Origin of the sequence: Streptomyces sp. NPDC060002, from assembly GCF_042737245.1 — a bacterium.
Taxonomy (GTDB): Bacteria; Actinomycetota; Actinomycetes; order Streptomycetales; family Streptomycetaceae; genus Streptomyces.
The window spans coordinates 1-14,992 of record NZ_JBHWUW010000100.1; the positions used below are offsets into that span (position 1 = coordinate 1).

12 protein-coding genes are annotated in these 14,992 nt (G+C 71.8%); all 12 read left to right on the top strand.

Going from position 1 to position 14,992, the window contains the following annotated elements; all coding sequences use genetic code 11:
- Positions 1–510, top strand: a 510-nt coding sequence (locus ACFWBD_RS40305; protein ID WP_385678810.1) for an adenosylhomocysteinase, incomplete at its 5' end; no start/stop codon positions are given.
- A 74-nt stretch (positions 511–584) separates the two neighbouring features.
- Entirely contained in the window at positions 585–1,655 is a 1,071-nt protein-coding gene (locus tag ACFWBD_RS40310; RefSeq protein ID WP_385678813.1) for a methyltransferase, read from the top strand.
- Positions 1,656–1,849: 194 nt separating this feature from the next.
- The gene (locus ACFWBD_RS40315; protein WP_385678816.1) at positions 1,850–2,779 is read left to right on the top strand and encodes an aromatic prenyltransferase; all 930 of its coding nucleotides are present in this window, start codon (positions 1,850–1,852) and stop codon (positions 2,777–2,779) included.
- Positions 2,780–2,888: 109 nt separating this feature from the next.
- Positions 2,889–3,353, top strand: a complete 465-nt coding sequence (locus ACFWBD_RS40320; RefSeq protein ID WP_385678819.1) for a hypothetical protein — start codon at positions 2,889–2,891, stop codon at positions 3,351–3,353.
- A 564-nt stretch (positions 3,354–3,917) separates the two neighbouring features.
- Positions 3,918–5,444 carry an MFS transporter gene (locus ACFWBD_RS40325; protein WP_385678822.1) on the top strand — a complete coding sequence of 509 codons (1,527 nt, stop codon included), beginning with the start codon at positions 3,918–3,920 and terminating at the stop codon, positions 5,442–5,444.
- Between the two features lie 863 nt (positions 5,445–6,307).
- Positions 6,308–7,513 carry an acyltransferase family protein gene (locus ACFWBD_RS40330; RefSeq protein WP_385678825.1) on the top strand — a complete coding sequence of 402 codons (1,206 nt, stop codon included), beginning with the start codon at positions 6,308–6,310 and terminating at the stop codon, positions 7,511–7,513.
- Positions 7,514–7,814: 301 nt separating this feature from the next.
- Positions 7,815–8,795 (top strand): mevalonate kinase, encoded by a 981-nt coding sequence (mvk, locus tag ACFWBD_RS40335; RefSeq protein ID WP_385678828.1) that lies wholly within the window; start codon positions 7,815–7,817, stop codon positions 8,793–8,795.
- Positions 8,785–9,858 carry a diphosphomevalonate decarboxylase gene (mvaD, locus tag ACFWBD_RS40340; protein WP_385678831.1) on the top strand — a complete coding sequence of 358 codons (1,074 nt, stop codon included), beginning with the start codon at positions 8,785–8,787 and terminating at the stop codon, positions 9,856–9,858. The genes mvk and mvaD overlap by 11 nt, the downstream gene beginning before the upstream one ends.
- Positions 9,858–11,270, top strand: a complete 1,413-nt coding sequence (locus ACFWBD_RS40345; protein ID WP_385678834.1) for a phosphomevalonate kinase — start codon at positions 9,858–9,860, stop codon at positions 11,268–11,270. Before mvaD ends, ACFWBD_RS40345 begins: the two co-directional genes overlap by 1 nt.
- On the top strand, positions 11,267–12,358 hold the full coding sequence (gene fni / locus ACFWBD_RS40350; protein WP_385678838.1) for a type 2 isopentenyl-diphosphate Delta-isomerase: 1,092 nt from the start codon (positions 11,267–11,269) through the stop codon (positions 12,356–12,358). The genes ACFWBD_RS40345 and fni overlap by 4 nt, the downstream gene beginning before the upstream one ends.
- Positions 12,355–13,416 (top strand): hydroxymethylglutaryl-CoA reductase, encoded by a 1,062-nt coding sequence (locus tag ACFWBD_RS40355; protein ID WP_385678841.1) that lies wholly within the window; start codon positions 12,355–12,357, stop codon positions 13,414–13,416. Before fni ends, ACFWBD_RS40355 begins: the two co-directional genes overlap by 4 nt.
- A gap of 3 nt (positions 13,417–13,419) precedes the next feature.
- Positions 13,420–14,595: a hydroxymethylglutaryl-CoA synthase gene (locus ACFWBD_RS40360; RefSeq protein ID WP_385678844.1), complete on the top strand. Its 1,176-nt coding sequence runs from the start codon at positions 13,420–13,422 to the stop codon at positions 14,593–14,595.
- The last annotated feature ends 397 nt before the right edge of the window (positions 14,596–14,992 follow it).

Genomic DNA, 14,992 nt, shown 5'->3' on the forward strand with positions numbered 1-14,992 from the left:
GTCGTCGACAAGGCGGACATCTTCGTCACCACGACGGGCAACAAGGACATCATCATGGCCTCGGACATGGCCCGGATGAAGCACCAGGCGATCGTCGGGAACATCGGCCACTTCGACAACGAGATCGACATGGCCGGTCTGGCGAAGATCCCGGGGATCGTCAAGGACGAGGTCAAGCCGCAGGTCCACACCTGGAAGTTCCCCGACGGCAAGGTCCTCATCGTGCTGTCCGAGGGCCGCCTGCTCAACCTGGGCAACGCCACCGGCCACCCCTCGTTCGTGATGTCCAACTCCTTCGCGGACCAGACGCTGGCCCAGATCGAGCTGTTCACCAAGCCCGAGGAGTACCCGACCGACGTCTACGTGCTGCCCAAGCACCTCGACGAGAAGGTCGCCCGCCTCCACCTCGACGCACTCGGCGTCAAACTCACCCGGCTGCGCCCCGAGCAGGCCGCATACCTCGGTATCGACGCAGAAGGCCCCTACAAGCCGGACCACTACCGCTACTGAGCCCGCCCCCGCCCGCACCGTTTCCTGCCGCCGTGCGGCCGCGTCCGGCGGCCGAAGAGAATGAGGTCAGTGACATGACGCCACAAGCCACGCTCGCGCGGTTCCGTGAATACCTGGTGGGACCCTCCCGGTTCATGACCCTGCTGTCCTGCTTCGAGCTGGGCATCATCGACGCGCTCCGCGACCGGCCCGCTCAGACGGCCGCCGAGCTGGGCGAGGTGGCCGGCGCCAAGCCGGACGCCGTGCAGCAGCTGCTGTTCCTGCTGGTCAAGGAGGGCTTCGTCGCCTACGACGAGGCGTGCGGCACCTACGCCCTGGACGCGCTCGAAGGCGTCGCCGACAAGGAGCTCCAGCAGGTCCTCGCCGACCTGGACATGATCAAGGCGGTCACGCTGCGGCAGCTGTTCTACCTCACCGAGAGCGTGCGCACCGGCACCACCGTCGGCCTGAAGGAGCTCTACGGCTTCGAGGGAGACCTCTACGGTGCGCTGGCCGAGCTCCCGGAACTGCGCGAGCCGTGGGCGAAGCTGATGAACACCGTCACCGCCCACGTCGACCCCTGGTTCTTCGACAACGTCGACGTCCCGGCCGGTTCCAGGGTGCTCGACCTCGCCGGGAACACCGGCCTCGGCGCCGTCAACACCTTGCGGCTGAAGAACTCGCCCGGCCTCACGGTGACCACCTTCGACCTGCCCGAAAAGGAAAAGGAATGCCTGGAGAACTTCCGGGCCCACGGCGTGGAAGAACACTGCTCATTCATCGGCGGTGACGTCTTCGAAGAAGTCCCCAAGGGTTTCGACGTGGTGCTGATCAAGCATTTCCTGCCCATGTTCGACAAGAGCGACGTGTTCAGGATCCTCGAAGGCGTCCACCATTCACTGGAAGCCGGCGGACAGGTCCACATCCTGGTCCCGGTGTTTCCCGAGAACATCAAGGACACCGACAACTACACCGTCGACTTCTACCCCAGTTTCTTCATCGGCTGCACCATGGGGCAGGGCGGGCCGCAGAAACTGTCCACGTGGCAGAGCTGGCTGGAAGAATGCGGATTCCAGGTCACCAAGGCGATCACCGACGACCCGGCCAATCTCCCGCCGCACGCCCTCACCGTAGAGGCGCTCCTGTCCGCGACGAAGATCGCCTGAAAGCACGGAACACTTCGAGCCGATGTCGAGCCGATATCGAGCGGATATCGAGCGGTCCGTCTGACGGAAGTCACGGACGAATGGTACGGTCGCCCGGAATCGGCCCCTTCAAGGTGCGAGCCCTGGTGAAACCCGGCGCATTTCGTCGCTGCACTTCCTGTTCGGAAAAAACAAGGTTGAACCCTGGAGGAGTAATGTCCGGAGCAACGAAAGCGGAAGCCGTGTACGCGGCCATCGAGGAAGCGGCGGGCCTGCTGGACGTCCCCTACACACGGGACAAGGTCCTGTCGGTCCTGACCGCGTTCGGTGACGACATCTCGGACGAGTCCGTGGTCGTGCTCGCCATGGCCGGCGGCGAGAAGTACCGAGGAGAGATCGACTACAACTTCACGGTGCCCACCGAGGTGGGCGACCCGTACAAGATCGCTGTCGCGAACGGCTTCGTCGAGGAGACGGACCATCCGGTCTCCACCCTGGCCTCGGACATCGCCGAGCGGTGCGCGGTCAGCTTCTTCGGTGTCGAGGCCGGAGTCGTCGGCGGCTTCAAGAAGACCTATGTCTTCTTCCCCCTGGACGATCTGGGGAAGCTCTCCACGCTCGCCGAGATCCCGTCCATGCCGCGCAGTGTGGCCGAGCACGCCCGCACCTTCGCCTCCATCGGCCTGGACAACCGCATATCGATCATCGGGATCGACTACATCAGCAAAACCATGAACGTGTACTTCATGGCCGCACCCGTCGAGGAGAAGACCGCTCTGTCGCTGCTCAGCGACACCGGACTGCCGGAGCCGAGTGCGCCGCTGCTGGAATTCATCCAGAAGTCGTTCTCGATCTACCCCACCTTCAGCTGGGATTCCCCGGCGATCGAGCGGATCTGCTTCTCCGTGGTGAGCCCGGACCAGGCGGCATATCCCACCACGCTCCACCCGGAGATCGAGCTGTTCGCGAAGAACGCCCCGCACGAGTACGACGGCGAGCGGGTCCTCGTCTACGGTGCCACCCTGTCGCGCACCGAGGAATACCACAAGCTCGGCGTGTATTACCGCAGGCCGCCCGCTTTCTGGGAGAACCTGCCGCTGGCCGACACGTTCGAAAAGCTCGTGGCCGCCCAGCGCGGCGCATAGCGGGAATCCGAGCCGGCCGGCACCGGGCGCCGCCGGCGGCAGGAAATCAGTCCGGCGAACATCAGTGACATCAGTGACGTCAGTGATATCAGTGATATCTGGAGGAGAAATGTCCGAAGCTCTTGAGGCCGAAGAACGCGCCGCCGCCCTGGACTCACTGGGCGGCGTCCTGGGGGAGGCCGGCGCGGCGGCGCTCGACGGGCCGCGCGAGCAGCTGGCCGGGAGCCTTCTGCGCGCGGCCTTCGTGCTGTGGGAAGACCCCCAGGTCAGGCCGAAGCTCCTCGGGATCCTGCAGGCCGCGGTCAACGGCAAGGAGGGCGCGGAGCAGATGCGCGGGTTCCTCGCCAACCAGCTCTTCGCCGAGGCGGGCAAGGCGATCGGCATCGCCGGGATGGACATCTACCAGGCGGCCGAGACGCTCAAGGTGCCGGCGATCAACATCAACGCGGCGGCCGGGCAGGTCTGGGGCGTGGTCCTGCTGCGCTACGTCGTGGAGCTGGAGCCGGTCGCGTCGGCGTCGAGCGAGGAACTGATCGACCTGCTCACCCCGACCATCCAGCGCTACCTGGGCTGACCCGGCACGGGCCGCCCCGCACCGGCAACAGCACGGCACGGGCCGCCCCGGCAACAGCACGGCACCGGCCGCCCCGCACCGGCAACAGCACGGCACGGGCCGCCCCGCACAGGCAACAGCACGGCACGGGGCGGTGCGGCGCACACGGGCACGGGGGCAGCGCGGCGCACACGGGCACGGGGCAGTGCGGCGCACACGGCACGGGGGCCAGTGCGGCGCAGCACGGGTACGGGGCAGCGTGGTGCGGCCTGCGGCGCGGGCCGCCTCCCGCCCCGTCATCCGCCCGCCCCGTCATCTGCCCGCCCTGTCATCCTCCCGGTTCCCGAGGAGGCCCCGGACCCGTCCCGGACGGCCTCGCGCACACGCCGGACAGCACCCCGGCCAAGACGACCGGCGCGCTGTGTCACATCCGGGGGAGTTGCTTCGTCGTAGTGCTGAGACGGACACCGTCCCGCGAACGGCGGGCGGCCGGCTCGCCGGTCCCGATCTGCGGCACGGGGCCGGCCGGCCGGCCGCGCGGACGGATTTCTCCAGCCGCAGATCACTCGGAGGAACTGGTTAGGTATGAGTAGCGCAGACAAGGAAGCACGAGGCGGGACGGGCGCGCTCGTCGATGCCGACCCGCGGCGCTGGACGGCGCTGGCCGTTCTGACAGCGATGCAGTTCATGCTCATGATGGACGTCACCGTCGTGAACATCGCCCTGCCCAATATCGAGGACGACCTGGACTTCTCCGTCGGAGGACTCGCGTGGGTGGTCAACGCCTACGTCCTGACCGCCGGCGGTTTCCTGCTGCTGGGCGGACGGCTGGCCGACATGTACGGCCGCCGGATGACCTTCATCGCCGGCGTACTGGTCTTCGGCGTGGCCTCGGCCGTGTGCGGTGCCGCGGCCAACTCCGGGATGCTGGTCGGCGGCCGGTTCGTCCAGGGTCTGGGCGAGGCGCTGGCCGGCCCGGCGGCGCTCGGCCTGATCCCCGTCCTGTTCCGTGACGCCAAGGAACGGACCAAGGCCCTGGGCCTGTGGGGCGGCATGGCCGCCCTGGGCAGCGCGATCGGCTCGGTCGTCGGCGGATCGCTGACCGACCTGGTCGACTGGCGGTGGATCTTCTACATCAACATCCCCATCGCGATCTTCGCACTGATCATGGTCCCGCGGGTGATCCCGGAGAGCCGGATGGCCCGCCGCCCCGACCAGCGCATCGACGTGGTCGGCGCGCTCAGCGCCACCGGCGGTCTGGTCGCGGTCGTGTACGGCCTGCTCCAGGCCGCCGACGACCCGTGGGGCTCCGCGGAGGTACTGGTGCCGCTGCTGGGCGGGCTCGCCCTGCTGGTCTTCATGGCCGTGTGGGAGTCCCGCGTCCCCGACCCGATGATCCCCCTGCGGTTCTTCACCAACCGCACCCGGGTGACGTCCAACGGCGTCAGCGTGCTCTCGCTCGCGGCGTTCTACACCTACGCCTTCCTGCTGACCCTGTACCTGCAGCAGGTACTGGGCTACTCCCCGCTCAAGACAGGGCTGTCCTACATCCCCTTCACCCTCGCGATCGGCGTCGGCATGGGCGTGTCCACCGCGCTGATGCCCCGCATCGGCGTCAAGGCGACCCTGCTCATCTCCTTCCTCGGCAGCGCCGGCGGATTCGCCGTCGCCGCCGCGGGCCTGGCCACCGACGCGTCCTTCGTCGGCGGGATCATGCCGGGACTGCTCCTGTACGGCTTCTTCAACGCCGTCGGCTACCCGGCCCTCACCAACGGAGCGCTGCACGAGGTCACCGGCCAGGACGCGGGCCTGGGATCCGGCGTGCAGACCGCCATGCAGCAGGTCGGCGCCTCGCTCGGCCTGGCCACCCTGGTCCCGCTCGCCCTGCGCTACGTCAACGACCACGTCGCGGACGGAACCCTCCCGCAGATCGCGCAGACCGACGGATACGCCCTGGCACTGCGCGCCGCCGCCGGCGTACTCGTCGTCGCGGCCGTGCTCGTCCTGCTGCTGATGGACAAGGTGGACTCCAAGCCGCGCGACGCGGTCGCCGAGGCCACCAACGAGGCGGCGGCCGAAGCCACCCCCGCCCCCACCCGCGCCGCCACCTGAGCAGCACCTGAACCCGGCGCACCCGCACCGCCCCCGGCCGACCCCGGGGGCGGTCCGCCGTCGCTTCCCGGCAGTGTCCGCGGCCCCGCCCGTCCCGCGCGCGAACCGGCTCCGGAGCGGCGCGCACACCAGGCCGTCCTGCCGCCGGCCTGACAGCTGACGCACCCTCACCCCGCTTGCGAACGGCTCGACTCGGGGCAGTGCAGGCACCCGGCGGCATCGTCGCCCCTCGCCGCCGCCCCCGTAGCGCACGACCGCCGCGAAGGTGACCTGCATCACTTCGGGAGGCTCTTGGCGTGGGGACGCCGCCCGTGTCACTATTCCCGGGCGTCACCCCTGCCCGGAAGTCGCTCCGGGCGAGCAGAGGGTGCCGTATCCGCCGCCTTCCGCCGGCGAGAGCCACTCCACGCCACGCCGGTACGGCGCAGCTCCTGTCTCCCCCTCGACCCGCCCGCCCGCATGTGCCGGCGCCTCGCGGGGAACCCACCAGCCGTGCCGTGCCGTGCCGTGCCGTGTGGTGCGGGCGGACGGTGCGACGGCCGCCAGGACGACGCACCCCGGGACCGTCCGGCCGCCCGGCCCGCCGGACTGCCGCCGACGCCCCGCCCGCCGCCCGCCGCCGGCGCAGCACCGCCCCCCCGCACCCCCGCCTGCTTCTCAGGCCCGTCCCGCCGCGCTCGCGTCCCATGGACCGCCGCCCGCGGACGGGCCCGGCGGCGCGGGCCAGGAGGCGCGGACCCGCCCCGCCGGGCAAACAGCGGACGCGGCCACCGGGCGCCCCCGGCCTGGTGCGCCCGCAGACCGCGTCCCCGACCCGACCCGACCCGCCCCGACCCGCCCCGTTCCGACCGAAAGGCAGGCGCATGGCAGACCGAACCGCCGCATCGACCCTCAGTGGTCCGCCGCAGCGCCGGCCCCCGCTCCCCTCGCTCACCGGCCTCAGGTTCCTCGCGGCCCTGCTGGTGTTCCTCACCCACAGCCTGATGCTCGGCAACCCCCTGCGGCCGACCGCGCCGCCCAGCCTCTTCGCCGACCTGGACCTCGCGAAGAAGCTGGCCGACTTCTTCCTGCCCGCCGGACCCATCGGGGTGTCCTTCTTCTTCGTCCTCAGCGGCTTCGTCCTGACCTGGTCCACGAACCCCGCGGACCCGGCCACGGCGTTCTGGCGGCGCCGGGCACTGAAGATCTACCCCAACCACATCGTCACCTGGGCCCTGGGAATGTGGCTGTGGGCCTCCGCAACCCCGCTGCACGCCTGGCTGGCGAACCTCTCCCTGGTGCACGCCTTCAGCAACCGGCCCGACACCGTGCAGAGCGTCAACTTCCCCTCCTGGTCCCTGTGTTCAGAGGTCCTCTTCTACGCGCTGTTCCCCCTGTTCATCCTCGGGGTACGGCGGATCGCCGAACACCGACTGTGGCTGTACGCCGCCGCGGCGGTGGCCGGCGTGGCGGGCGTGGCCCTGGCGACCCGGTTCATCCCCCGCGGCATGGACATCCCCGGATACGACCTGCCGCTGAACCAGCAGTGGTTCAGCTACGCGTTCCCGCCGCCGCGCCTGTTCGAGTTCGTGCTCGGCATGATCCTGGCCCGCATCGTCGCCGCGGGCCGGTGGCCGCGCATCGGCCTGCTGCCCTCGGCCGCCGCGTTCGCCGCCGGCTACTGGGCCGCCCTCGCCGCCCCCGACCCCTACGACTTCAGCCTCACCACGATCATCCCGATCGGCATGATCATCTGCGCCGCGGCCACCTCGGACCTGCGCGGCGAACGCGGCTGGCTGGCCGGCCGGACCATGGTGTGGCTGGGCAGCGTCTCCTTCGCCTTCTACCTCCTCCAGGCCCTGGTGATCTTCTACGGCCGGCCCGAGGTACTGGGCAGCCGCACCTTCGACACCCTCCCCGCCCTCGGCCTGCTGGCCGTGCTGCTCGCGGTGAACCTGCTGGCCGCCTGGCTGCTGTACACCCTGGTGGAGAACCCGGTGATGAAGCGCTGGAGCCGCGGCAGGAAGCAGCGGCCCCCGCAGGCCGCACCCACCGGCACACCGCCGGTGCCGGCCGGCGAAGCCGTCTGAACCCGAACCTGAACCCGAAACTGAACCCGAACCTGAACCTCAACCACACGCCCGGCCGCGACAGCCGCCGCACAAGGGGGCCGCCTGCCCCCTGCGGACCCGGCATCCGCCGCACCGTCATGCCACCGGCCACCGGCCACCGGCCACCGGCAATCGGCCCACCGGCCACACGGCCACCGGCCCTTCAGGGCTGCTCGGATCTGTCCCGCTCCACTGCCTTCCAGAACTGGACCGTGCGATCTCCATGCAGAACCGACAAGGGGAGCTGAGTGCGTTGACGCTACCGACCTCAGCGGAGGGGGTGTCAGAAAACCACCGGGCACGCTCGGTCGGGATCGGCCGCGCCCACGCCAAGGCCATTCTGCTGGGAGAGCACGCGGTCGTGTACGGAGCCCCGGCGCTCGCGCTGCCGGTTCCGCAGCTGACGGTCACGGCGAGCGCCGGATGGTCCACCCGGGCCCCCGGCGATCCGGGCGGGGTGTCCTTCACGATGACCGGCTCCCCGTCACGGCCGATGATGACCCAGGCCTCCGACAGCCTGAGCCGGCTGACCGCCGAGTTCAAGACCGCCATGGGCGTGACCGACAGCCCGCGCCTCGACGTGATCATCGACGGCGCGATCCCGCACGGCCGCGGCCTGGGCTCCAGCGCGGCCTGCGCACGCGCGGTCGTCTTCGCCCTCGCCGACCTCTACGGCCGCGACCTGAGCGAGAGCGCCGCCTTCGACCTGGTGCAGACGGCCGAGAACGTGGCCCACGGCCGCTCCAGCGGCGTCGACGCACGCGCCGTCGGCGCGACCGCCCCGCTGCTGTTCCAGGCCGGCCGGGCGAGCGAGGCGAGCATCGGCTGCGACGGCCTGTTCATCATCGCCGACAGCGGCGTCGTGGGCCGCACCAAAGACGCCGTCGAACTGCTGCGTGAGGGATTCCAGCGGCACACCGGGGCACAGGAACGCTTCGTGCGCCGCGCCACCCAGCTGACCGACGAGGCCGGGCACGCCCTGGCCGGCGGCCGGCCGCAGCAGCTCGGCGCCCGCCTGACGGACTATCACGACCTGCTGCGCGCGGCCGGCCTCAGCACCCCCAGGATCGACCGCCTGGTCGAGGCCGCGCTCACTGCGGGCAGCCTCGGAGCCAAGATCACCGGCGGCGGCCTGGGCGGCTGCGTGCTCGCCCTGACCCAGCCGGTGCAGGCACGAGAGGTCACCGCCCGCCTCCACGAGGCCGGCGCCGTGCAGACGTGGGCCGTACCGCTGAGGGGACTTGCCGACCATGCGCGCTGAACACCCGGCCCCGCCGGCCGCACCGCAACAGCAGCCACAACAACAGCAGTGGGAGGACCGGCAACACGCCACCGCCGTCGCCCATCCGAACATCGCCCTGATCAAGTACTGGGGCAAGCGCGACGAGCGGCTCGTCCTGCCACGCGTCGACAGCCTGTCGATGACCCTGGACATCTTCCCCACCACCACCCGCGTCCGCCTGGCCCCCGGAGCGGACCACGACACACTCACGCTGGGCGGCCGGCCCGCCGAGGGCGAGACACTGCGCCGCGTCACCGCCTTCCTGGACCTCGTGCGGGCACAGGCCGGCCGGTCCGTGCGGGCCGTCGTGGACAGCCACAACACCGTCCCCACCGGGGCGGGCCTGGCATCCTCCGCGAGCGGTTTCGCCGCCCTCGCCGTCGCCGCCGCCACCGCCTACGGCCTCCGCCTCGACGCCACCGCCCGCTCCCGCCTGGCCCGCCGCGGATCCGGCTCGGCCTCCCGGTCGATCTTCGCCGGCTTCGCCCTGTGGCACGCCGGCCCGCCCACCGCCGCCACCGACGCCGAGGCCGACCTCGGCTCCTACGCCGAGCCGGTGCCCGCCGCGGGCCTGGACCCCGCGCTGGTCATCGCCGTCGTCAACGCCGGCCCCAAGGCCGTCTCCAGCCGCGAGGCCATGCGCCGCACCCTGGACACCTCCCCGCTGTACGAGCCGTGGGCCCGCTCCAGCGGGGACGACCTGAGCGAGATGCGCGCCGCGCTGCGCCGGGCCGACCTCGAGGCGGTGGGCGAGATCGCCGAACGCAACGCGCTCGGCATGCACGCCACGATGCTGGCGGCCCGCCCCGCGGTGCGCTACCTGGCGCCGGCCTCGCTCACCGTCCTGGACAGCGTGCTCCAGCTCCGAAAGGACGGCGTCTGCGCCTACGCCACCATGGACGCCGGGCCGAACGTCAAGGTGCTCTGCCCGCGCACGGACGCGGAGAGGGTGGCCCGGGTGCTGCGCGGCGCCGTCCCCGACGGCTCGGTCCTCATCGCCCGGCCGGGCCCGGGCGCCCGCCTGCTGCCGGGGGAGCGGTGATGACGGCCCGCCCCGCCGTGGTGCGGCGCGCGCCGGGCAAACTGTTCGTCGCGGGCGAGTACGCGGTCGTCGACCCCGGCAACCCGGCGGTCCTGGTCGCCGTCGACCGCTACGTCACCGTCACCGTCTCCCACCTGCCCGGCACCGCAGTGGAGATCACCTCCGACCTCGGCCCGCACGCCCGCCTGCACTGGCACAACAGCCGGCTCACCCCGCCCGGCGCCCCCGGCCCGCACGACCCGTCCGGCAGCACCGGCGGGTCCGGCCCGCACGACCCGTCCGGCCCGCACGACCCGTCCGGCCCGCACGGCGGGCCCGGTCCGTACGGCGACACCAGCCGGCCCGGCCTGCACGGGCGGCCCGGCGACGGCACCGGCGGGCCCGGCCCGCACGCCGACACCGGCCGGCCTGGCGAGCCTGCCCGACCTGGCGAGCCTGCCCGACCTGGCGGGCGCGCCCGACCAGGTGAGCCAGGCGGGTCAGGTGAGCCAGGCGCGCCCGCCCGACCCGCCCGACCGGGCCGGCCCGCCCGGTCCGGCGCGCCCGCCGGACTGGCCCATGTGGTCTCGGCGGTCGAGACCGTGGCCCGGCTGCTGGCCGAACGCGGCCTGCCCGTACCGGGGTTCGGCCTCCGCGTCGAAAGCGGCCTGCACGACAACGGCACCAAGTACGGCCTGGGCTCCAGCGGCGCGGTGACCGTCGCCGCCGTCGCCGCCGTCGCCGCCTTCTGCGGCCTGCGGCTCCCGCCCGAGGACCGCTTCCGCCTCGCCGTGCTCGCCACCGCCGAGATCGACCCCCGAGCCTCCTGCGGCGACCTCGCCGCCAGCACCTGGGGCGGCTGGATCGCCTACCAGGCACCCGACCGGACCGCCGTGCGCGACCTGGCCCGCCACCACGGCGTCCAGGCAGCCCTGCGCACGCCCTGGCCGCAGTTCGCGGTACGCCGGCTGCCCGCACCCGCGGGCCTGAAGCTGGAGGTCGGCTGGAGCGGCACACCCGCCTCCACCGCCGCCCTCGTCTCCGACCTGGACCGGCGGGCCTGGCGCGGCAGCGCCTCCCACCGCGCGTTCACCGCGGCCACCACCGACTGCGTGCGCGCCTGCGTCACCGCACTCGACCACAAAGACCCCCGCGGCCTGCTGGAACAGATCCGGCGGGCCCGGCGCGAGCTGGCCCGGCTGGACGACGAGGTCGGACTGGGAATCTTCACGCCCAAACTGACGGCGCTGTGCGACGCCGCCGAAGCCGCCGGCGGCGCGGCCAAACCCTCCGGGGCCGGCGGCGGCGACTGCGGCATCGCGCTGCTGGACGCCGAGGCCCCGCGGGACATCGAACACGTGCGGGAACGGTGGGCCGCGGCCGGGGTGCTGCCCCTGCCGGTCCGTCCCGCCGCGGAAGGAAACGAAGAATGATCGGACAACGCAAGGACGACCACGTCCGGCTCGCCGTCGACCAGCAGCGCGAGCACAGCGGACACAACCAGTTCGACGAGGTGTCGTTCGTCCACCACGCCCTGGCCGGCATCGACCGGCCCGACGTGTCCCTGGCCACGACCTTCGCCGGCATCTCCTGGCCGGTGCCGCTCTACATCAACGCCATGACCGGCGGCAGCGAGAACACCGGCCTCATCAACCGCGACCTGGCCACCGCCGCCCGCGAGACCGGCGTGCCCATCGCGTCGGGATCCATGAGCGCCTACTTCAAGGACCCCTCCTGCGCCGGCACCTTCAGCGTGCTGCGCGAGCACAACCCCGACGGGTTCGTCATCGCGAACATCAACGCCACGGTCTCCGCCGGCCACGCACAGCGCGCCGTCGACCTGCTGCGGGCCGACGCCCTCCAGATCCACGTCAACACCGTGCAGGAGACGGTGATGCCGGAAGGGGACCGCTCGTTCTCCGCCTGGCCCGGGCAGATCGAGAAGATCGCGGCGGCCGTCGACGTCCCCGTGATCGTCAAGGAGGTCGGCTTCGGGCTGAGCCGCGAGAGCGTGGCGACACTGAAGGACCTGGGCGTTGCCGTCGCCGACCTCGGCGGCCGCGGCGGCACCGACTTCGCCCGCATCGAGAACGGCCGCCGCCGCCTCGGCGACTACGCCTACCTCGAAGGCTGGGGCCAGTCCACCGCCGCCTGCCTGCTGGACGCGGGCGACGCCGGCCTGCCCGTCCTGGCCTCCGGCGGCGTGCGCAACCCCCTCGACGTCGCCCGCGCCCTGGCCCTCGGCGCCGCCGGCGTCGGCGCGTCCGGCGGATTCCTGCGCACCCTCCTCGACGGCGGCGTCTCCGCGCTCGTCGCACAGATCTCCACCTGGCTGGACCAGCTGGCGGCGCTGCAGACGATGCTCGGCGCGCGCACCCCGGCCGACCTGACGCGCTGCGACGTGCTCCTCCACGGCGACCTGCGCGCCTTCTGCGCCGACCGGGGCATCGACACCCGGCCACTGGCCCGGCGCTCCAGCAGCCTGGACGCCCTCCACGAGATGACGGGAAGCACACGATGACTGAGGCGCACGCGATCGCCGGGGTCCCGATGCGGTGGGTGGGACCCCTGCGCATCTCGGGCAACGTCGCCACCACCGAGACCCACGTCCCGCTGGCCACCTACGAGTCACCGCTGTGGCCCTCCGTGGGCCGCGGCGCGAAGGTCTCCATGCTGGCCGAGCAGGGCATCGTCGCCACCCTCGTCGACGAGCGGATGACCCGCTCGGTGCTCGTCGAGGCGAGCGACGCACAGGCCGCGCTCACCGCCGCGCGGACCATCGACGCCCGCATCGGCGAACTGCGCGAACTCGTGCGCACCTCCAGCAGGTTCGCCGAACTCATCGGCATCCGCCACGAGATCAACGCCAACCTGCTCTTCGTCCGCTTCGAGTTCTCCACCGGCGACGCCTCCGGCCACAACATGGCCACCCTCGCCTCCGACATCCTGCTCGGACACCTGCTGGAGACGATCCCGGACATCTCCTACGGATCGATCTCCGGGAACTACTGCACGGACAAGAAAGCCACCGCGATCAACGGCATCCTCGGCCGCGGCAAGAACGTCGTCACCGAACTCCTCGTCCCGCGCGCCGTGGTCGAGGACGTCCTGCACACCACGGCCGCGAAGATAGCCCAGCTCAACCTCCGCAAGAACCTCCTGGGCACCCTCCTCGCCGGCGGCATCCGCTCGGCCAACGCCCACTTCGCCAACATGCTCCTGGGGTTCTACCTGGCCACCGGCCAGGACGCCGCCAACATCGTCGAGGGCTCCCAGGGCGTCGTCATGACCGAGGACCGCGACGGCGACCTCTACTTCGCCTGCACCCTGCCCAACCTGATCGTGGGCACCGTCGGCAACGGCAAGGGGCTGTCCTTCGTCGACACCAACCTCGCCCGCCTCGGCTGCCGGGCCGACCGCGCCCCCGGAGAGAACGCCCGCCGCCTCGCCGTCATCGCCGCGGCCACCGTGCTGTGCGGCGAACTCTCCCTCCTCGCCGCCCAGACCAACCCGGGCGAACTGATGCGCGCGCACGTCCAGCTGGAACGCGACAACACGACAGCAAAGGTCGGTGTATAGGAAATGGCCAGCGATCTCGCCGTAGGAATCCACGATCTGTCGTTCGCCACCACCGAGTTCGTCCTGCCGCACACGGCACTCGCCGCCCACAACGGCACCGACATCGGCAAGTACCACCTCGGCATCGGCCAGCGGTCGATGAGCGTGCCCGCCGCCGACGAGGACATCGTCACCCTGGGCGCGGCGGCCGCCGCGCCCCTCGTCGCCCGGCACGGCAGCGACGCCATCCGTACCGTCGTCTTCGCCACCGAGTCGTCGATCGACCAGGCCAAAGCGGCCGGCGTGTACGTGCACTCCCTGCTCGGCCTGCCCTCGGCCACCCGCGTCGTCGAACTCAAGCAGGCCTGCTACGGGGCCACGGCCGCCCTCCAGTTCGCCATCGGCCTGGTGCACCGCGACCCCGCGCAGCGCGTCCTGGTCATCGCCAGCGACGTCTCCAAGTACGACCTGGACAGCCCCGGCGAGGCCACCCAGGGCGCGGCCGCCGTCGCCCTGCTGGTCGGCGCCGACCCCGCCCTGGTGCGCATCGAGGAGCCGTCGGGCGTGTTCACCGCCGACGTCATGGACTTCTGGCGGCCCAACTACCGCGAGGCCGCCCTCGTCGACGGCCAGGAGTCCATCACCGCCTACCTCCAGGCGGTGGAAGGCACCTGGAAGGACTACGTGGAACAAGGGGGCCGCAAACTCGACGAGTTCGCCGCCTTCTGCTACCACCAGCCCTTCACGAAGATGGCCTACAAGGCCCACCGCCACCTGCTGAACAGCAACGGACACGACACCGACGAGGCCAGGGTCGCCCGCGACCTCGCACTGACCACCGCCTACAACACCGTCGTCGGCAACAGCTACACCGCCTCGGTCTACCTGGGACTGGCCTCGCTCCTGGACCACGCCGACGACCTGAGCGGGCGGGCCGTCGCCTTCCTCAGCTACGGCTCCGGCAGCGTCGCGGAGTTCTTCGCCGGGACCGTCGTCCCCGGCTACCGCGCCCACCTGCGCACCCAGGAGCACCGCGAGGCGATCGACCGGCGCGAGATCCTCGACTACGCCCGCTACCGCGCCCTGCACCGGCGCTCCTTCCCCACCGACGGCGGCGACCACCCCACCCCCGCGCAGACCACCGGCCGTTACCGGCTGGCCGCCCTGCGCGGCCACAAACGCATCTACGAAACCCGCTGACCCCCGCCCCACCGGTATCGGCGCCGGCCACCGGCACCGGCTCGAGCACAGCCACCCCGGCACCCACCGGCACCGGCACCACCCCGGTATAGGCACCGGCCACCGGCTCGAGCACAGCCACCCGGCACCACACCGGCACCGGTCACCGGCTTGACTACAGCCACCCGGCACCACACCGGCACCACCCCGGTATAGGCACCGGCCACCGGCTCGAGCACAGCCACCCGGCACCACACCGGCACCGGTCACCGGCTTGAGTACAGCCACCCGGCACCACACCGGCACCGGTCACCGGCTTGAGTACAGCCACCCCGGCCCCGCCCCGCGCCCACCCGTGCGGGCCGGGGCCGGGGCGCGTCACCGCCCGGGCCGGCCGCCGCGCCCGCCGGGCCCTGTC